At 36.0% G+C, this 19,233-nt stretch carries 18 protein-coding genes; 16 read left to right on the top strand and 2 right to left on the bottom strand.

The genetic code is table 11. From position 1 onward, the window contains the following. Window positions 1-219 precede the first annotated feature (219 nt). The 14 genes from ACY2RU_RS06600 to ACY2RU_RS06535 all read left to right on the top strand — a co-directional run bounded on the left by ACY2RU_RS06600 (window position 220) and on the right by ACY2RU_RS06535 (window position 15,384). Window positions 220-969 (top strand): hypothetical protein, encoded by a 750-nt coding sequence (locus ACY2RU_RS06600; protein WP_490137641.1) that lies wholly within the window; start codon window positions 220-222, stop codon window positions 967-969. A gap of 367 nt (window positions 970-1,336) precedes the next feature. Further along, window positions 1,337-2,587, top strand: a complete 1,251-nt coding sequence (locus ACY2RU_RS06595) for a tetratricopeptide repeat protein (RefSeq protein ID WP_490137640.1) — start codon at window positions 1,337-1,339, stop codon at window positions 2,585-2,587. A gap of 452 nt (window positions 2,588-3,039) precedes the next feature. After that, window positions 3,040-3,612: a Crp/Fnr family transcriptional regulator gene (locus tag ACY2RU_RS06590; protein WP_490137639.1), complete on the top strand. Its 573-nt coding sequence runs from the start codon at window positions 3,040-3,042 to the stop codon at window positions 3,610-3,612. 118 nt (window positions 3,613-3,730) lie between these two features. Further along, complete coding sequence (locus ACY2RU_RS06585) at window positions 3,731-4,213, top strand: cupin domain-containing protein (RefSeq protein WP_490137638.1); 483 nt, start codon at window positions 3,731-3,733, stop codon at window positions 4,211-4,213. 33 nt (window positions 4,214-4,246) lie between these two features. Next, on the top strand, window positions 4,247-5,344 hold the full coding sequence (locus ACY2RU_RS06580; RefSeq protein WP_490137637.1) for an L-dopachrome tautomerase-related protein: 1,098 nt from the start codon (window positions 4,247-4,249) through the stop codon (window positions 5,342-5,344). A gap of 134 nt (window positions 5,345-5,478) precedes the next feature. After that, window positions 5,479-6,417 (top strand): cyclase family protein, encoded by a 939-nt coding sequence (locus ACY2RU_RS06575; protein WP_490137636.1) that lies wholly within the window; start codon window positions 5,479-5,481, stop codon window positions 6,415-6,417. Window positions 6,418-6,436: 19 nt separating this feature from the next. Then, window positions 6,437-7,645 carry an MFS transporter gene (locus ACY2RU_RS06570; RefSeq protein WP_490137635.1) on the top strand — a complete coding sequence of 403 codons (1,209 nt, stop codon included), beginning with the start codon at window positions 6,437-6,439 and terminating at the stop codon, window positions 7,643-7,645. A gap of 3 nt (window positions 7,646-7,648) precedes the next feature. Beyond that, window positions 7,649-8,587: an aldo/keto reductase gene (locus ACY2RU_RS06565; RefSeq protein ID WP_490137634.1), complete on the top strand. Its 939-nt coding sequence runs from the start codon at window positions 7,649-7,651 to the stop codon at window positions 8,585-8,587. 56 nt (window positions 8,588-8,643) lie between these two features. Further along, a complete protein-coding gene (locus ACY2RU_RS06560) occupies window positions 8,644-9,603 on the top strand; it encodes a TIGR03571 family LLM class oxidoreductase (protein ID WP_490137633.1) in 960 nt (319 codons plus the stop codon). Between the two features lie 661 nt (window positions 9,604-10,264). Further along, window positions 10,265-11,125, top strand: coding sequence for an AraC family transcriptional regulator (locus ACY2RU_RS06555; RefSeq protein ID WP_490137632.1), 861 nt, complete (start codon window positions 10,265-10,267; stop codon window positions 11,123-11,125). Window positions 11,126-11,249: 124 nt separating this feature from the next. Then, on the top strand, window positions 11,250-12,095 hold the full coding sequence (locus tag ACY2RU_RS06550; protein WP_490137631.1) for an enoyl-CoA hydratase/isomerase family protein: 846 nt from the start codon (window positions 11,250-11,252) through the stop codon (window positions 12,093-12,095). Between the two features lie 147 nt (window positions 12,096-12,242). Next, the gene (locus tag ACY2RU_RS06545; RefSeq protein ID WP_490137630.1) at window positions 12,243-13,226 is read left to right on the top strand and encodes a zinc-dependent alcohol dehydrogenase family protein; all 984 of its coding nucleotides are present in this window, start codon (window positions 12,243-12,245) and stop codon (window positions 13,224-13,226) included. A 206-nt stretch (window positions 13,227-13,432) separates the two neighbouring features. Next, the gene (locus tag ACY2RU_RS06540; protein ID WP_490137629.1) at window positions 13,433-14,389 is read left to right on the top strand and encodes a 2OG-Fe(II) oxygenase; all 957 of its coding nucleotides are present in this window, start codon (window positions 13,433-13,435) and stop codon (window positions 14,387-14,389) included. Window positions 14,390-14,568: 179 nt separating this feature from the next. Next, window positions 14,569-15,384 (top strand): SDR family NAD(P)-dependent oxidoreductase, encoded by an 816-nt coding sequence (locus ACY2RU_RS06535; protein ID WP_490137628.1) that lies wholly within the window; start codon window positions 14,569-14,571, stop codon window positions 15,382-15,384. A 544-nt stretch (window positions 15,385-15,928) separates the two neighbouring features. On the opposite strand, the gene ACY2RU_RS06530 is transcribed toward ACY2RU_RS06535, so the two are convergent. Continuing rightward, complete coding sequence (locus ACY2RU_RS06530; RefSeq protein ID WP_490137627.1) at window positions 15,929-16,468, bottom strand: DUF4251 domain-containing protein; 540 nt, start codon at window positions 16,466-16,468, stop codon at window positions 15,929-15,931. Between the two features lie 188 nt (window positions 16,469-16,656). Here ACY2RU_RS06530 and ACY2RU_RS06525 point away from each other — a divergent pair, with 188 nt between their 5' ends. Continuing rightward, entirely contained in the window at window positions 16,657-17,871 is a 1,215-nt protein-coding gene (locus ACY2RU_RS06525) for a multidrug effflux MFS transporter (RefSeq protein WP_490137626.1), read from the top strand. 88 nt (window positions 17,872-17,959) lie between these two features. Next, on the top strand, window positions 17,960-18,817 hold the full coding sequence (locus ACY2RU_RS06520; RefSeq protein WP_490137625.1) for a head GIN domain-containing protein: 858 nt from the start codon (window positions 17,960-17,962) through the stop codon (window positions 18,815-18,817). Window positions 18,818-18,891: 74 nt separating this feature from the next. On the opposite strand, the gene ACY2RU_RS06515 is transcribed toward ACY2RU_RS06520, so the two are convergent. Continuing rightward, entirely contained in the window at window positions 18,892-19,032 is a 141-nt protein-coding gene (locus tag ACY2RU_RS06515) for a hypothetical protein (RefSeq protein WP_490137624.1), read from the bottom strand. Window positions 19,033-19,233: the final 201 nt, after the last annotated feature.

Raw genomic sequence — 19,233 nt, 5'->3', positions numbered from 1 at the left:
TCCAATTTGACCATAAAGTTAGGCTAATGTGGTGGGTCTTTAGAATGTTTAACGCCAATTTGGGTTGATTTTCCTAATCTGTGCTAGTGGGTATAAGGTTTATTATTGATCAGGATCCCTTATTCACTGTAAGGAAACCTCCATTCACTGAAAGTACAAAAAGAGGCTATAATTATTGCTTAGGTTTGTCTTGTATCCTAACTAATTCAAGAAAAGATAATGAGATTCAATCTAAATAGAAGTAGTATATCGTTTTGTATAGTTGTGTTTTTTACAGCGCTAAATAGTTACGCGCAATCTCCCAAAGAATACATTAAAGACCAGGTGATTTATAGTAGTTCTATGGATGCCGAAAACATCTATGTAGAGCTGAGTACAGATGATAAATCCACCATGCTTTCAATGTTACATCGTGGTTTCTATGTTTATTTTGATGTAAAAGGAAAGAAGAAAAAGAATGTATCTGTTCAATATCCTTCGGAAATAGTGTCAGCACCGAGACAAGCGGGGAGAAATAATGGAAGCAATGGTAATCTTGAAACCCAAGCTCAAAAGGGACCCAATATGCTGGTTATGTTGGATGAGCTTCCAAGAATGGCACGATATACGAACTTTGATTTTGTGGAGGAATTTCATTTAGATCTTAATAATTTGGGCATTGTCATAGCATATTCCGTGGAAGACGACCAACTACATTATAAACTTAAGATGCCCAAAACAATGATTTCTGATAAAACTATTGATCTTTCAAAACTATCTATAGGCGTGGTTAGCGCACAGAGGGAAAGAGATAGTAAAGAAAAAAGACCGAGTATAAGTATGGGCGGTGGCGGGCAACCAGGCGGTTCTGGTGGTGGAGACGGTCGTCCTAAAGGAAAGGGTAAAGGCGGCTCAAGACCAGATCAATCTTCGGAAAAAGATGAAGGTCCCAAAGAAGTAACACTTGACTTTTGGTTTAATCCAAATTAGCAATTAAAATAGATTGTGCCAAGCGGGACGTCTGTCACACTTTTTATTGTTTTGGAAAAAAACGAGCGCGCTACGGTCTTTTCCTTTTAAAAAAGATTTTCCGATAGACAAAGTTCTTCTTGATTCATTATTTCCTATTTACTAGAATAGGGGATAGAGCAGACGTATACGGAGTGGATCTAATCTCGCTACATTTTACACCTATTTTCCTTCACAAATTTCATCAAAACGACTATAAAAAGCCGATAAAAGGTAAATAACATGGTTAAAAAGTATATTTTAGTCGGAAAAACCGTACAAATAAATATTTTTTTTCTAAATTGCTTCCATTGAATACACTAGAGGTTAAATTTTAAAGAAATCCCCTATGAAACAAATTACAATTATAGCAATATTGCTATTGGCGATCCCCGGACTTAAAGCACAAAAAAAAGAAATTAGAAAAGCCCAACAGGAGGTAAGAGCAGGCAACTTGTCGAGTGCCGCTTCTTATTTAAGTCAGGCAAAAAGAATTTTTGCTGCCGCAGATGATAGAACAAGGGCAGAATATTATGTTGTTGAAGCCGAAATGAGACTTGCTGAACAGCAATTAGACGCAAAACAGATAGAGTTAATTTCTCAATCCCTAAACCTTGCCGATCGTTATGAGATAACTTCAGCACTTCAGGAGAGAATTTCACAAATTAATTTAAAAATTAAAGGTTCTTCCGCAGCTATTGCCGCGAGCGAGTTTAAGGCAAAAAATTATTCAAGAGCCGCTATGCTATACAAAACGGCCTATCAGTCTTCGCAGGATAACAGACATCTAATTAAAGCTGCCAGATCTCATTTATTGGCAGAGGAGCATAATGATGCTTTTCAGGCATATAGTAAGTTATTCCAACTGGGATACACCAATGTTAAGTCGCAATATGTAGCTACCAACGTGAGATCTAAGAAAAAAGAGGCATTCGCCACGAAGGAGGCACGAGATGAAGCGGTAGCAGAAGGTTCGTATAAAAATCCTGAAATTATTACAACCATTGGCAATCTCCCTGAAATGTTGCGAGGTATCACGGTGGCAGCTATTCCTCTTGGAAAAAATACAGAAGCTGTGGCTATCATTGACAACGTAGTGGCTAAAACACCAAAAAATACTATCCTTCTAAACCTGGTTTCTCATCTTTACAAACAACTAGAGGCGCATGAAAAATACAATGCTGTGGTTGATCAGCTTATTAAAGAGACTCCAAATGATCCAAATCTATATTATAATTTTGCCATAAGCAGTGCCGAAAACAACGACTTGGAGCGGGCAGAGAAATTTTATAAAAAAACGTTGAAAATAGATCCTGCTCACATAAATGCCAAAATAAATCTGTCTGTATTGCTTTTAGAACAAGATAAAGCGATAAATGACGAAATGAATACTTTGGGAATGTCTGAAGCAGATAATAAACAATATGAAAAATTAAAGAAAAAACGTGTCGATCTATATGCTGAAGTACTTCCTTATATAAAAAGTATTGTAAAGGCACAGCCCGATAATGAAGACTTTGCTAAAAAGCTGACGCATATTAATACCTTTCTCGGTAAAGATTCTAAAGTAGCAATAGCACAAGAAAAATTAGAAGACTAAAGAGCGTAACGCTGTATTGATCTTCTGTTGTAGTTGGATAGCTTTGATATTAAGCATTTGCAACCGTTCTTCTAATCAAACAACCACAATCTAGCGAATTAGTAAACCCTACATATATTAGTAGCCCGTGTTAAACACGGGCTTTTTTTTGCCAAAGTGTTTGTTGTAAGAATTATCCCTTCACAAAACAATATTAAAGGTTGGAGTAAAACTATTTTTTATACGAAGACATAGGAGGGAAGCGTAATGTGTATGGAATGAAAATTTAATTACGTGACTGTTTAAAATTAATATAAGCCCTTGGTTGATTATTTGAATGTGAAAAACTATTTGCAGTAGTATTATTTTAATATTCGTAAATGCTCAACCACCTCTATTTTAAATATTTATAATCATTTAAAAGCGTTATTATTTTTATTTGCATATTGATTAAAGAGAAGTATTTTTACTTTATGGAGGATAAGTTGCTGTTGCTAAGACAACATTTTGAAGAAATAGTTTCTTTAACTGATGATGAGTGGGACTTTGTAAAATCACACTTTGAATATAAAAGCTTGAAAAAGCACCAATTTTTAATCCAAGTTGGGCAACCTGTAGCTTTTGAATATTGGATTATCAAAGGCTTGGTAAAAGCGTATTCCATAGACCAAAAAGGCAAAGAACATATTCTTCAATTTGCAATGGAAGACTATTGGGTGAGTGACCATTGCGCTTTTCAACATCAAGAACCGGGAACCATTTTTGTGGATTGTCTTGAAGATTCCGAATTTTTCTGTTTATCCCTCGAGAACAGAGAAAAGATTTGCTTTGAAGTACCTGCTGTCGGCAACTTTTTCAGAATTAAATCCAATCACGGTTATATAAATCTACAACAAAGAATCCTTTCTTTACTTACAATGACCGCAGAAAGTAAGTATGAATACCTTTTAAATAAACTTCCGAAATTAATACAGCGCGTTCCTAAAAAATTAATCGCTTCTTATTTAGGCGTATCCAGAGAGACTTTAAGTCGTTTTAACAGCTAAGAGTGATTTAAATCACTTTTCAAAATTGATGTACATCACAAAAAATCCGTGATGTATGTCCTCGCACACCCTTTGGTTTTCATAGAATTTTGTATCGAACAATTAAATACAATGTACTATGAAAACTACAAGAACACTTTTACTATTATTTACAGTAATTGCCATAGGTTTTAATTCCTATGCGCAAGAAGACAAAAGACCGTTAATGGGTAACTCTTACGGTATTATCAATATTGAGGAATACGTAAACCTACTCCCTAAAAGTCACAACGGAATCATTAAAGACATCAGATTATTAGACCGTGAACACGCAGGTGTAAGAATCTTTAGGTTGTATGATGAAGTACCTATGCATTACCACGCTAAATCTGATGCCTACCTCTACATTTTAAATGGCAAAGCAGAATTTTATGTAGCTGACAAAGGACCTGTTGTTGCAGGGAAAGGCGACCTATTATTCTGGGGTAAAGGCACAGCACACGGAAACGGAAAAATTTTAGAAGGTCCGTTAGACGTGCTCGTTTTTGATGCCATTGCCAGAGACCCAAGCGATGTTATCTGGATAGACCCATCAACCCAAAAGAAATTTTTAGGCAACTAATCAAATCATATTCACTTTTTAAAAACAATAATGATGAAAACAATAACAATTATAAAAACAGTCTTGCTCGCATTTGTAATGAATTTTACACTATTAGCACAAGCACAATTAGAAACAATAGCAACATTTCCCGAATCAAGACCAGGTAATATTACCGTGTCCAATGACGGAAGAATATTTGTAACAATGAGTGCCTTAAGTGCTTCAAAATATATGGTAAAAGAAATTTTACCTAATGGAGAAGCCATTCCGTTTGGCGATAAAGAATGGATCGTAAAATCAGAAAACGGAAGTATAAAAGGTATCAATTCAACTATCGGAATTCAAGCCGATGCTAACGGAATTCTTTGGGTGTTGGATATGGGTAATGTAAAGCAAAATCAGGCTCCAAAATTGGTGGGTTTTGATTTGGTGACCGGAAATGTAACAAAGGTTTTTCCTATTCCAAATACGGTATTGTCAACAAAACCTTTTTTACAGGATTTTGTAATTGATGTAAAAAACAACACTGCTGTAATTGCCGATATGACCGATGCTTTAAATCCACCAATTGCACCTGCTTTTGTCGTGATTAACTTAGAAACGGGTTTTATAAGACGTGTTTTGGAAGGGAATACTTCATTTTTGTCCGCTGATGAACCAGTGAAAATTCACGGAAGATTAGTATCTCACAAAAGAAAAGACGGTACTACCATTCAGCCAAGATATCCTTTAAACCCAATTTCTATAGACGATGAAAACAACTACATCTACTATGGTGCAATGGGTAACACTAAAATTTACCGTATTTCAGCTGCTGTATTAGCGGATGAAAGTAAACAAGATAGCGACCTGAATAAGTACATCGAGTTTTATGCGAACAAACCAAAATCTGACGGATTTAAAGTAGGTGCAAACGGAAAAGTTTATGTCACTGATGTTGAAAATTCAGCCATTGTAGAAAGTACGCCTTCTGGAATGAAAAACATTGCGCAATCTAAAAAAGACTTGTCTTGGCCCGATGGTGTTGCCATACACGGAAACTACCTGTATATAGTAGCAAATCAACTTCATAATCTACCCTTGTTAAATGAAGGGAAAGATTCCAGTAAACCGCCTTACTTGGTGTTAAAAATGAAGATTGAAGAGTAAGTATCTCTAAAAAAACAAGTGATGTATGAACATTATTAAAAGTGACATACATCACTTTAAAATGGTGATATACATCCTCGCACAACCCTCACTTTAATCGGAAATTTGTATAAGAAATTTAAAAATATATTAAAATGAAAACAATAGTAAATACATTAAAAACAATTGCATTAGCAGCTACACTTTTTACTGCTTTAACTACAAACGCACAACAAGTACCAATATCACCTTATGGAGCAGATGACGAAATTGGCGCATTAAACCTTTTGAATGAAGAAACGGTTTTAGATGCTGTTAAATTAGTAAAAAAAGGAAAAGTTTACCGTTTAGGAATGGTGGTAAACGCACAAACAGCTGCCTTCCGTCATAGATACTTTCATATTGAAACTTTACAACCAGAAACTGCTGCTGCAGGTTCTAACAAATTCACTTACGTAGATGACCAGTTAATTGGTTGGACAGGTGTTGGGTCTCAAATAAACGGATTGGCACATTACGGTAGAGATAATGTGCATTATAACGGTCATAAAGTAGAAGATTTTTTAACCGTTTCTGGTGTGAAAAAATTAGGGCTAGAAAAACTACCTCCAATTGTAACTAGAGGTGTTGTATTAGATATGCGCTCATATTACAATCAAGATATTGTAAAAGAAGGCACTGTTTTTACAGTAGAAGACATTGAAAAAGTAGCCAAAAAACAAGGCATTGAAATTCGTAAAGGAGACGTGGTTTTGTTTTACACAGGATGGACCAAATTAATGGGTAAAGATGACAAACGTTACCTAGCTGGCGGACCTGGAATTGGTACGGAAGCTGCGCATTACTTGGGTAAAAAAGGAATTGTAGCAGCAGGTGCAGACAACTGGTCTTTTGAAGCGGTACCACACGAAAACAGTGCACTTTCTTTCCCTGTGAATCAAATGATGGCAACCGAATACGGTGTACAAGTATTAGAAAATATTCTTGTAGATGAATTGGTAGAAGATAAAGCTTGGGAATTCCTTTTTGTTTTAGGTCATCCTTTATATGAAGGCTCTACGCAAGTACAAATAAACCCTGTCGCAATTAAATAACAAAAAACGATTAGAAATTATGGAAACATCTACAATACATAGAGATACTTCGGTAGCCAAAAAGAAGAGTCTGCCAGCCGCATTATGGGCATTGACCATAAGTGCATTTGCTATAGGAACAACGGAATTTGTAATTGTAGGTTTATTATCTACAGTTGCAAGTGACCTAGGCACATCATTAACATCAGCAGGATTATTAGTTAGTTTATATGCCATTGGTGTTGCTATTGGTGCACCCATACTAACTGCATTAACAGGTAAAATTCCTAGAAAACAATTACTAATGGGCATTATGTTACTATTTATAATTGGTAACGGATTAGCAGCAATTGCACCAAGTTTTGAGTTGTTGCTATTATCAAGAGTGGTAACAGGTTTTGCGCACGGTGTATTTTTCTCTATCGGATCTACCATTGCGGCTAGTTTGGTGCCAAAAGATAAAAGAGCAACTGCAATTTCTATAATGTTTGCAGGTCTTACTGTAGCTATTGTAACCGGTGTGCCTTTAGGAACATACATCGGTCAGAATTTTGGATGGAGAGCAACCTTTATTGGTGTTGCCCTTTTAGGATTAGTAGGTGCAATAGCTAGTTTAGCGTTGGTTCCCAAAAACATCAAACAATCGGCTCCATTACGTCTTATTGACCAATTAAAAGTGATTAAGAATCCGTCTATTTTATTAGTGTTAGCAATAACCGCTTTTGGTTATGGTGGTACGTTTGTCACCTTTACTTATTTAACGCCATTATTGGAAGAAGTGACTGGTTTCTCTTCGGATATGACTAGTGTATTTCTTTTAATTTATGGTATTGCCATAGCCATAGGAAATGTTATTGGCGGTAAAGTGTCTAATAACAAACCAGGAAAAGCATTATTGGTAATGTTTGCGTTGCAAGCAATAGTATTGTTTGTTTTATACTTCACAGCCTCTAGTCAGATTTTTGCCATAGTAACCTTGTTTTTTATGGGAATCCTAGCGTTTTCAAACGTACCTGCATTACAGTTATATGTAGTAAAAATGGCTGAAAAATACCTGCCAGGAACCGAAGATGTAGCATCTGCATTAAACATCGCAGCATTTAACGTAGGTATTGCCATTGGAGCTTATGTAGGCGGAATGGTTGTAGAATCAGATCTGGGTATTGAAGCCACACCTTGGGTAGGTGGTATCCTAGTGATTGTGGGATTCTTGTTGACCCTAGTTGTATTCAAAAAAGAAAAAATATAAATAATGACTGCATTAAAATTTAGAAATAACGACGAAATGCCAATTTTAGGTTTAGGAACGTTTCGTTCTGAACCAAATGAAGTATACAATGCTGTACTTTCCGCTATTAAAATGGGATACAGACATATAGATTGTGCTGCGGCTTACGGAAACGAAAAAGAAGTAGGTAATGCTATTGCCGAAGCGATACAACAAGGTTTGGTTACAAGAGAAGATTTATGGGTGACTTCAAAACTTTGGAATGCTTCCCACGGTGAAGAGAATGTAGTTCCTGCATTGAATCAAACCTTAAAAGATTTACAACTAGATTATCTAGACCTGTATCTTATCCACTGGCCAGTAGCTCTAAAAATAGGAACTGAAATGCCAGAAAATGCTTCCGACTTCATTCCCCTTTCAGAAGTGCCATTAACCAATACTTGGAAAGGGATGGAAGCAGCTATAGAGCAAGGTCTTACAAAGCATATTGGCGTAAGTAACTTCAATGAAAATCAGCTTAAAGAAATAATGGCAACAGCAGTTCATAAACCAGAGTTGAATCAGGTTGAAATACATCCATTTTTACAGCAAGAAAAATTAAAATCATTTTGTATACAAAACGATATTCTGCTAACCGCTTACGCACCTTTAGGCTCGCTTGTAGATGAAAACACCACACTTCGCTTGTTGGATAATGACACGATAAAAAACATTGCCAACGCAAGAAATATGTCGCCTGCGCAAGTAGCATTGGCGTATACCATTCAGCGAGGTGTTGCGGTCATTCCTAAATCTATTAATGAAGCAAGATTGCTTCAGAATTTCGAGACTTTAAACTATACGCTTACAGAAAAAGATATGGTATTGCTGAAGGATTTAGACAAGGGACACCGCTTTATAGATGGCAAATTTTGGGAAGTTGAAAATGGACCATACACGGCAGATAGTATCTGGAATGCTTAATCCTATAATGCATCAGGTGTCCTTTAGGGATGCCTGATGAATTTAATAAAAACACTATGAATCCATTTGATAAACTATACAAACCAGGTAAAATGACACTGGGTATAGAGTTCCCCTTAGATAATGATTGGTCATCAGAAGGTAACCGCAAACGCTTGGAAGATAACAGACCTTTTGGCGTACCTGATATTTCTAACCATTTAGCATTGGCAAAACAAATTGATGAAGCAGGGTTTGCAGCTTTATGGGTGCGAGATGTCCCCGTTTACGACCCTAATTTTGGCGATGGTGCACAATTATTTGACACTTTACCATATTTAGGCTATTTATCGGCAGTAACTAAGAATATTTTGTTGGGTACTGCTGCCATTGTATTGCCGTTGCAACAGCCAATAAAGCTAGCGAAAGCTACTGCTACCATAGAAAATTTAAGCAATGGCAGACTTTTGTTAGGCTTAGGTTTGGGAGACAGACCTGTAGAGTTCCCAATGTATAATATCGATTATAAAAAAAGACCTGAAATCTTTAGAAACAATCTAGACATCATTAAAGAAGCTTGGAAAACAAACAGCGATTTAAAATCTAAGTATGATTTTTTAACTAATGGGATAGAAGTATATCCAAAACCAAATGTAAGTATTCCACTTGTTGTAGCTGGTCATTCAGGGCAAAGTATTAATTGGATAGCCAAAAACGCGCAAGCTTGGTTCAATTACCCAAGACCGGTGGTGGAAACTTTGGAAAACAGAAAATATTGGTGTAATGCATTGTATGATGAAAATCAAGCATCTAAACCTTATATTTCTGCCATACATTTAAACTTAGACTCAAATGATAATGCTACTTTTAAACCACAGCGTTTTGGTGGTACAGTAGGGATTAATCATCTTACAGAATATTTAAAAGCATATGAAAATGTGGGAGTCAACCATATGGCAATAAACCTTAGAAAATCTGAAACGCCCGTAAATGAAGCTATTGCTAAAATTAAAGATGTTGTTTTGCCAGAGTTTTAATATCAAATTGAAAACTGCCTAAGAGAATTTTACTCGTAAGATTATATTCTAATAAATAGGAATCGTGAATCTCGCACGCTCGATTTGGTAAAACAATCTTGCATCCGACGAGCCACAAAATACTCTTTAACCAAACTAACAAAATCATATATTAGCAAGAGGAATGTATAGAAGAGATCAGTAAATAATACATTATAAACACCTTTAAGAGTAGCCGAGAATCGCTTAAAAAAGGTTTCCAGCACAATTGTCCAGAATACGCAAACCTTATAGGACCAAAGTCACGATAATCGTAGTACAAATAAGCTTTTACATAATTAATGACGATATAGGCCTAAAGGCAACCATATCTGTAATTATGTAAAATACTGGCGTATTCGCTTATTTGTTATAAAGGCTCTATAATGTTCTGCGTTATGTAGCTTTGCTTTGAGACAAAGCAAATGATAATAGCTTATTTCTTTCAAAAGTTTTCTTATCTAAAATTTCTTTTAAAATGTGAATGAAATCGACTTTGGAGATTCACGAGCACCTCTTTCTCAAATATAAGAGAGCGAGTAAACACTTTTTATACGAAGACATAGGAGGGAAGCGTGATGTGTGTGGAATGGTTATATTAATATAAATTTACTATTTTACGTTTCTTTAATACACTAATCATTTGCCAAGAACCATTATCGAAAATATCGTAATTCAGAAGTATAAAGACGAAACATTCTTCACGTTTTGTAAATACACTACTATTCGGTTTTTCGAAATTGTTTATATCGAAAAAGGCAACGGAACCATAAAAATAAATGGTAAAACTGTACCTTATTCAGCAAATAGTATTTTCGTATTTATTCCAGATGACATTTATATTATACAAGCTGAAGCAGGAACAACTGTAACTGCTATAAAGTTTTTAAAGAGCTTTTTTAGAAATACATCTTCACAAAACAAAATGCTTCCCGTAAATAATTGGTTTCGTAAAATTGAAGGAATCTTAAATAGTGAAAGTCATGAGCTTCGCGAAATGCAATTTGAATCTACTAATGATAAAACACATTTGGTTTCCTTGGTTAATATGGTAGCAACGGAATACCTTAACAAACAATCTAATGATATTTTTATTATTCAAAATTCATTATCTGTAATTCTTCATTTAATAGCTAGAAATATTCAGTATATAAATGTAGAAAACATAAAAGAGGTAAAATCTTCAAAAATTCAGCAAATCATAAATTATATTCATTCAAATATTTATAATGCTGAATTGTTATCTACTAAAAGTTTGGCAGAGGAGTTTCATATGGCAGATAATTATATTAGTGAGTATTTTAAAAAGCATACAGATGTGTCTTTAAAAAAGTACATCATTAATTACAAATTGAAGCTAGTTGAAACCAGACTAAAATATACAGATTTGCAATATTCTGAAATTGCAATCGAACTTGGATTTACAGATTCTAGCCATTTAAACAAGACGTTTCAAACTTATAAAGGCACAAGTTTAAGTGCTTTTAGAGCAGCATTAGCCTAATTTTTTACTAAAACCTTATTTTTTACTAATACCACATTGTTTTATACCAAATTAAACCTTGGTGTCTCATCTAAATTTGTAGTGTAATTAAAACACAACAATTAATAATTTAAAAAGAGACATTATGGATTACAAGAATTTTCAAACATTTACAGCAAAACAAAACGGTGGAATTTTAACAGTAGATATCAATTTCGGACCTGTAAATGTACAAGGACAAGAAATGCTAGCAGATTTAAGCAGTTTAGCATTACGATTAGAACGAGACAGAAGCGTAAAAGTTGTAGTATTTGAATCATCAAATCCTGGTTATTGGGTTTGTCATTATGATACTAACTTATTAAGAGATATGTCTCAAGAGGCTGTACCAAGAAACGAAGTACAATTATTAGATCTACAATCAGTACTAGAAAGATTAAGCAACGTACCACAAGCAACGATAGCAAAAATTGAAGGTTTTGCGCGTGGTGGTGGACACGAAATGGCATTAGCATTAGACATGCGTTTTGCTGCTAGAGGGAAAGCAAAATTTATGCAAATGGAAGTAGGTATGGGTATTTTACCATGTGGTGGTGGAGCTTCTCGTATGGCAAGACAAGCAGGACTTGGTAAAGCTTTAGAAATCATTTTGGGAGCAAGAGATTGGGATGCAGACGAAGCTGAAAAATTCGGAACGATCAATAAAGCTTTAGATGCTGACGAGATTGGACCTTACGTGGATGCTTTAGCAGAACGTATTTCTAAATTCCCAGCAGAATCTATTGAAGCTTGCAAACGTGCAGTTTATGCCTCTATCGATTTACCAATTAAAGACGCTTTAAAGGAAGAAGCTTACCAGTTATTTCAAGCAACCAGTAAAACACCTGCTATTAAGCGTTTTACAATTGCTGATGAAAATGGAGCGCAATTTGACCATGACAATCAAAAGAATTGGGAGTCTATGTTAATGGATATTCAAGAAGTAAATTAATAACGCTAAGCGCCTTTCGCAATACGCTTTACGCCAATCGCTTTTCAGTTTTTGCATAGAACGCGAAGCGTGTAGCGGACAACGAAAAACAAACCACAATTAACGATTAACGATTAACGATTAACGAAAAATAAAAGAAGATTAGATATGAAAGCAATGCTTATAAATAACTACGGAGAAAACGGAAATTTCGAAGTATCAGAAATAGAAAAACCAACAGTAAAGGCAAATCACGTATTGGTAAAAATAGCGGCATCTAGTGTAAATACAATTGACACTATGATTAAGAATATGGGAACCGATTTACCATTATCACCAGCTACACCAGCCTTATTAGGTATGGATTTCTCAGGAACTATAGAATCGGTTGGCGATGGCGTAGAAGGTTTTAATGTAGGCGATGAAGTATACGGTTGCGCTGGCGGATTATCCGAATTACCAGGAACCCTAACTGAATATATTGTAGCGGATAGCAACCTTGTAGCGCACAAACCAAAAGGCTTACCAATGCGCGAAACTGCAGCTTTACCATTAGTAGCTATTACAGCTTACGAAGGTTTAACAAGAGCAGGCGTAAAAGCAGGTCAGAAAGTATTGGTACACGGTGGTTCTGGTGGTGTTGGTCACTTAGCGGTGCAGTTGGCAAAGTATTTTGGAGCAGAAGTTTTTGCTACAGGTACTGGTGATAATCAAAAAGCTATTGTTGAAAAATTTGGCGCAACTTTTATCGATTTTAAAACTGAAAAAGTAGCCGATTATACTGTAAAACATACCGATGGTGGTTTTGATGTGGTTTTTGATACCGTTGGTGGTGCAAACCTGACCAATTCTATTGAAGCTGTTGCCTTAAATGGGCATATTTCTACTACGGTGTCATTGTGTGAGTTAGACTTAACGCCATTGCACTTTAAAGGAGCATCATTACACGTGGTATTTATGCTAATACCAATGTTGTACAATTTTAAAAGAGAGGAACACGGTACTATTTTAGAGCGTTTAGCTGAAATTTCTAATGAAGGACATTTAACGCCAATAGTAGATGAAAACAAGTTTTCCTTAGAAGAAGTTGGTGATGCTTACGCACATTTACAAAGCGGAAAAGCTATTGGTAAAATAGTAGTTGAGAACTAAAAACAATAGGGATTTGCAATGTATCCTTATGGTTGATTATAGTGTTAAATGCCTTTTTTTAGAGGCATTTTTCATTTAAATCATAGCAAAACCTTGTTTTTTACTAAAACCACCATTTTTACTACCAAAGCAGAACAGCCGGTTGTGCGTAATTTTGTTATAGATAAAAAATACAATAGCAGTAGCTATACTTAAAACATATAATTATGAAAACAATAGAACATACAAATGCACTTGCTGAAGCTCGTGCTTTAGAAGTACCATCAAGAGAATTATCATTAAGACGCGATCCATCAGTTGCACAATTTTGGAATGAAAACCGAAAATTGTTAGAAGCTGCTTGGGTAGAATGGGAAATAGAAAACAAAGACGATTTACTAGTTCCGGACGAAACTTTGCTAGACCCGCGTTTACGTAAAGCTATTAACGAGGCATGGGAAAACCCAGAAAAAGAAAATGAAGTTGCAGATTTATGGGAAGAAATTATTCCAGGTGTTTATGCTGCACAGTTTTTTGATCTCGAACGTTTAGCAGATTTTCGTGAGTATCTAGAAGCAGCAGTTAATTCGCAAATTCCTAAACGTGCACCTTATGGTATTCAACTAAATCGTTATGGAATGATGCTTGATCCACGTTCAGAAGGACATCTTGCTGCACCAAATTTTCAAGCATTTTATAACGATATCATGAATCGTTACATGCGTCCAATTGCTCGTTTATTACTTGGTACTTATGGTTACGACAATCAAACATTTGGTTTTTCTATTCAGTACAATCCAGATAAAGATAAGGATTTGCATGCGCACACAGATGCTTCTGCTGCTACCTTAAATATAAATATTAACTTGCCAGAGGAAAAATTTACAGGTTCACAAGTTGATTTTCATGACAAAACCACAGGAAAAGTTGTTCAAACTATTTTTGAACCAGGTAAAGCAATAATTCATACCGGAAACGTACCACATGCAACACATCCTATCACAACTGGACAGCGTAGTAATTTGGTAGTATGGTTATACGGAGACCGTATGCAGATTCCAAGAGGTGGTGCAAACAGTTATGGTAATAATTCATCATCTAATGTTGTCATAACAGAAAATGCAACAGCTCGCGAACGTTGGAGTATACCAGAAAGTCCAAAAGATAGCTTTGCACCATTTTAAAAGACTCGAAATTCTTTAGTTAAAACTTAAACAATTCAGTTCGGTTTAGATTTAATATTTAGGTAAATTACAAAATATTAGTATCTATCACTTATACAGTTGTCCTTTAGAGTACAGTCGAGAAACAAAACAACTTTTCTACTGTGCTCAAAGTGACAATCAAAACAAATAAATTAATCATGAGTAAAACAATTATAATTACAGGAAGTACAGACGGAATAGGGAAATTAACTGCTTTAAAATTGGCAAAGGAAGGCCATACAATTTACGTTCACGGAAGAAATGAGACTAAAGTAAATACAGTTGTTTCAGAAATTAAAACAACATCAAATAACCAAAAAATTAAAGGCCTTGTAGCAGATTTCTCAGATTTAAAAGCAGTTAAAAAACTAGCTGAACAAATAAAAAATGACATTCCAACAATTGATATATTAATCAACAACGCAGGCATATTAAAAAGTTCTATAGATAAAACAAAAGATGGATTAGATATTAGAATAGCCGTAAACTATTTGGCACCTTTTATTTTGACAAATGCTATTCTTTTAAATATTAAAAATTCAAAAGCACCAAGAATTATCAATTTAAGTTCTGCAGCACAATCTACAGTTAGAAAAGGTGTTTTAACAGGAGATGCTACTGTAAATGAGAATGAAGCTTATGCGCAAAGTAAATTAGCTTTAACAATGTGGTCTTTTAACTTTGCAAAACAACATCCTAACGTTACTACTATTGCAGTAAATCCTGGTTCACTCTTAAATACCAAAATGGCAAAAGAAGCATATGGTCAGCATTGGTCGCCAGCAGAAAAAGGAGTTAATATATTATATGATTTAGCAATTTCTGAAGCACATAAAAATGATTCAGGTAAGTATTTTGATAATGATAAGGGAAATCTTAAAGGAGAATTTTCGAAAGCTCATCCAGAAGTTTATGATGAAAGTAAAATAATAGAACTTATTAAAATAACTGATGAATTATTGATTGAGCAATAAAATAGATTTTTACCCAGATGAGGCGTTGGCAAAACGGCCTCAGAAAACTTTGGTAAAACAATCTTGCATCCGACGAGTGAGGCACAAACGAGAGGAATGCACCGAGTATAAGCTACTTATCAATGAAATTTACTTTTTAAGACTAACATAATCTTCTTAAAATATTGCGACTGAGCCGTAAACCCGCCCGTACCGAACGGCACGTTCGGGCGGGTTGTTTCCAAGGGTTTGTGCAGCCTTGGTTTTTCCTGCATCCGACGAGCCACAAAATACTCTTTAACCAAACTAACAAAATCATATATTGGCGAGAGGAATGCATAGAAGAGATCAGCAAATAATACATTATAAACACCTTTTCGCTTATTTGTTATAAATGTTCTATAATTTATATTATGTAAAATAGAATATTTAAGAAGGTGCTGCTAACTCCTTCTTTTATAAGCTGTAGTTATCTTTTTGTTTTGTGTAGTTATACGCTCAACGCTTCACCCAAAATCAGTAATGATTTTCTAAAGCAGCAAATACACAGCACGTCTATTTAAACTCACTCTTTCTTTAATGCTTTGATCACACCTATATGTCCGTCATACGAAATGGCTGTTCGGGTCATACTATTTACCTGCGTAAATGAATTCCCATTGGGCTGTACCGTAATACTAAAACCAAAATTTTCACCCTGGCCACGACCGGTAAATGTGATGCGTGTGGTTTTCTTTGCTTCGTTCGACTCTATAACAAGATCAGCTGGAACACCGCGATAGCTAATCCCCGAGTTCGTGCCCACCACATTTCCCGCACGGCGTGTTCCAAAATACGGCAGATCTACAGCAACACTGTCATTTATAACGCGAATATAGTTGTCTGTACCAAACAAACTAATGCTGCTCGCCTGATCGCCTGGCGGTAAAAGTCCCGAATTTGCTACTTGATTCAATCCACTGCTCACCAACGGATTCGCATAATCTTGTACGATCTCAAAACTCCCTCCAGCCAGTAAATTTTGAACTTGAGGATCAATAACCTTAGTACTCTGACACCCAGCCAAAACACCACCCACAATAAAAAGGATCATTAATTTTTTCATAACACAGTATTTAATTTTTCTTTCTGAATAAGATACGAACTTTAGTTGAAAAATTTAAGCTTAAAGCTAAAAGTAAAAAGTTGAAAGTTGTGCATAGACCCCGATTTACTTATTAACTCATTAATTCATTCCCTCATTCCCTCATTAATTCATTCTCTCATTAAACCAATAGTAGTATTTTTGCACTCATGTCTCAACCTACTATTGCAAAACCCAATTCACAAACCGAATTTGTCATCCTTATGGCATTCCTCATGTCGGTGGTTGCTCTGGCGATAGACGCCATTCTGCCAGCACTAGACATCATCGGTCTCGCCGTGGGTACAGCAGATGTAGAAGACAACAAACTCCTAATTATTATGATCTTTCTCGGGCTCGGTGTTGGTCCGTTGATCTTTGGCCCCGTATCAGACAGCAAAGGTAGAAAACCCACGGTATACGCTGGTTTTGCCGTGTTTCTCGCGGCTAGTTTTCTCTGTGTTTTTGCACCCAATCTGGAGATCATGTTACTCGGACGCGTACTGCAGGGTGTCGGACTCTCAGCGCCGCGCACTATTGCCATTGCTATTATTCGGGATATGTATCGCGGTGATTATATGGCGCGTATCATGTCGTTTGTAACAGTCGTTTTCCTCCTTGTACCCATCATCGCGCCACTTTTAGGAAAATTTCTGCTCGATCATTTTAATTGGCAAGCTATTTTCTACGTACAAATGGGCATCAGCCTAGTGGTCGCTTTCTGGTTTTGGAAACGACAACCCGAAACCCTCACCGACGCCAACCGAATTCCTTGGACTAAACACCTTTTTAGCGATGGTTTTCGTGAGTTGATCAAATACCAAACAACCATTGGGTACACCATCATTACGGGCTTTGTAACGGGTTCTTTCCTCGTTTACCTCAGTAGCGCCCAGCAAATTTTTCAGCAGCAATTCGGACTCGCAGATGCGTTTCCTTTTATTTTCGCCGGACTCGCATTTTCTATCGGACTCGCAATTTTATTAAACGCAAATTTTGTGATGCGCTTTGGTATGAAAAACCTGATCACCGCTTCCCTCCTAGCATTTTTTATTATTCCCGTCACCTATGTGATCATCTTCTATGGCGCTCCAAACCCAGATATCACGGTGATCTTAGCCTTTTTTGGTATCATCTTCTTTTCGCTTGGCTTTATGTTCGGAAATCTTCGCGCTATAGCCATGGAGCCCGTTGGGCATATCGCCGGAATCGCCGCAGCCATCACTGGTTTGATTTCCACCTTAATGTCGGTTCCCATCAGTATTTTTATCGGAAGTTTTATCAAAGACACCGCCCTTCCCCTATTTATGGGCTTTGCTGCCTGCGCCGGACTCTCATTGATCGTTTTAGTTTTTCTGAAATTTTACAGATCCAAAACTGTTTAAGAAGAGTCACAGGGGTTAACGCGATCTCTGTTTGTGAAGCTCTTAGCTCTTTCCGCAGTAATAAACATTCAATATTTCGGAAAGATATATGTCATTGCCAGATACATTTTTAAATAAAAAAGCAGCAAGTGTAACAATTTTAGAAACCGACTATCTTTATAAAAACAAAACTTCACCAAAACAACATATCATGTTACAAAATGCTATTAGAGTTTCATTGTTCAGTTTCTTTTTAATTACAAATTTTGCCTTCGCTCAAACCAAAAGCTTTCACGTTTCCGGCTTTGATTCGGTTGTTGTTAGTCCGCATATATCTGTGACCTTTAAACAGGGCGATAAGGAGTCTGTAGTGGTTGAATCGATCACAGAACCTATGGAGAAATTCAATCTGGAAGTTAAAAACAACACCCTAAGCCTATTTTTAAAGGATGCGCGTATCACAACAAAAAATAAAAAGGAAAAAACAGAACATTACACACGTAGCAATCCTATTTATAAGGGTACAGTTGCCGTTCTTACGGTTACCTATAAAAATATAAATGATCTAGATCTACGTGGGGAGGAAAAGTTTCTTTTTGAAAGCACCATTGATACAGAAAGTCTTCGCCTTAAAATATTTGGAGAGTCTGAGGTGGTCATGAATAATGTAAGCCTAAGATCGTTGCAAGCCACCTTATATGGTGAAAGCAATTTAGAAATTTTAAGAGGTGATGTCGGAAAACAAAAGATCACGGCTTATGGCGAAACCACCGTCAACACACAAAATGTTGAAAGTAAAGAGACAAAGTTAACGGCTTATGGTAGCGGGACATTTCAATTAAATGTAGCAGACAGACTAAAAATAACCTCCTTTGGCGAGGCTACTATTGTCTACAAAGGAAATCCAGATGTAGATAAAGGAATTGTTATTGGAGAAACCAGCATTGTTAGAAAATCGGGCAAGTAGATCTTGCGATCAATAAAAATAAAAAGGCAGTGTCTTACTAAAGATACTGCCTTTTTTACGTTGATGGGTTTAGGTTATTCGGAGGTGTTTTTAAGGATCACTTCCCCACTTTCCGAAATTTCCAATCGCTCTTTTTTTACCACACTTCTAAAGTTAGAAGATCGTCGGTAAGAATCTTGGAAGTCGGCATGACGTTTTGTTTTTTCGGTTTCCATATGCAAGTTTTTAAAAATCAGGAAGATAAAGCTAGTTCTTTTTTACGAATAGATTTTAATTTTAACGCAATTAAAATCATAATTAGTGAACTTTTAACAGAATAGCAAGAAGATTAACAGCGGGAATAGCACTGATGGGTTATGGCACTTCTGCTCAATTCAGCTTTTGCTTCTCGTAATTACGTGTTTTTTATAATTTCT

The organism is Ulvibacter sp. 2305UL32-6, from assembly GCF_058148545.1.
The sequence above is the reverse complement of the archived record's forward strand: the minus strand, read 5'-3'. Positions and strand labels throughout refer to the sequence as shown.

Coding starts and splice junctions, on each gene's coding strand:
- ACY2RU_RS06600 (WP_490137641.1), top strand. CDS start 220: ATGAGATTCAATCTAAATAGAAGTAGTATATCGTTTTGTATAGTTGTG.
- ACY2RU_RS06595 (WP_490137640.1), top strand. CDS start 1,337: ATGAAACAAATTACAATTATAGCAATATTGCTATTGGCGATCCCCGGA.
- ACY2RU_RS06590 (WP_490137639.1), top strand. CDS start 3,040: ATGGAGGATAAGTTGCTGTTGCTAAGACAACATTTTGAAGAAATAGTT.
- ACY2RU_RS06585 (WP_490137638.1), top strand. CDS start 3,731: ATGAAAACTACAAGAACACTTTTACTATTATTTACAGTAATTGCCATA.
- ACY2RU_RS06580 (WP_490137637.1), top strand. CDS start 4,247: ATGAAAACAATAACAATTATAAAAACAGTCTTGCTCGCATTTGTAATG.
- ACY2RU_RS06575 (WP_490137636.1), top strand. CDS start 5,479: ATGAAAACAATAGTAAATACATTAAAAACAATTGCATTAGCAGCTACA.
- ACY2RU_RS06570 (WP_490137635.1), top strand. CDS start 6,437: ATGGAAACATCTACAATACATAGAGATACTTCGGTAGCCAAAAAGAAG.
- ACY2RU_RS06565 (WP_490137634.1), top strand. CDS start 7,649: ATGACTGCATTAAAATTTAGAAATAACGACGAAATGCCAATTTTAGGT.
- ACY2RU_RS06560 (WP_490137633.1), top strand. CDS start 8,644: ATGAATCCATTTGATAAACTATACAAACCAGGTAAAATGACACTGGGT.
- ACY2RU_RS06550 (WP_490137631.1), top strand. CDS start 11,250: ATGGATTACAAGAATTTTCAAACATTTACAGCAAAACAAAACGGTGGA.
- ACY2RU_RS06545 (WP_490137630.1), top strand. CDS start 12,243: ATGAAAGCAATGCTTATAAATAACTACGGAGAAAACGGAAATTTCGAA.
- ACY2RU_RS06540 (WP_490137629.1), top strand. CDS start 13,433: ATGAAAACAATAGAACATACAAATGCACTTGCTGAAGCTCGTGCTTTA.
- ACY2RU_RS06535 (WP_490137628.1), top strand. CDS start 14,569: ATGAGTAAAACAATTATAATTACAGGAAGTACAGACGGAATAGGGAAA.
- ACY2RU_RS06530 (WP_490137627.1), bottom strand. CDS start 16,468: ATGAAAAAATTAATGATCCTTTTTATTGTGGGTGGTGTTTTGGCTGGG.
- ACY2RU_RS06525 (WP_490137626.1), top strand. CDS start 16,657: ATGTCTCAACCTACTATTGCAAAACCCAATTCACAAACCGAATTTGTC.
- ACY2RU_RS06520 (WP_490137625.1), top strand. CDS start 17,960: ATGTCATTGCCAGATACATTTTTAAATAAAAAAGCAGCAAGTGTAACA.
- ACY2RU_RS06515 (WP_490137624.1), bottom strand. CDS start 19,032: ATGGAAACCGAAAAAACAAAACGTCATGCCGACTTCCAAGATTCTTAC.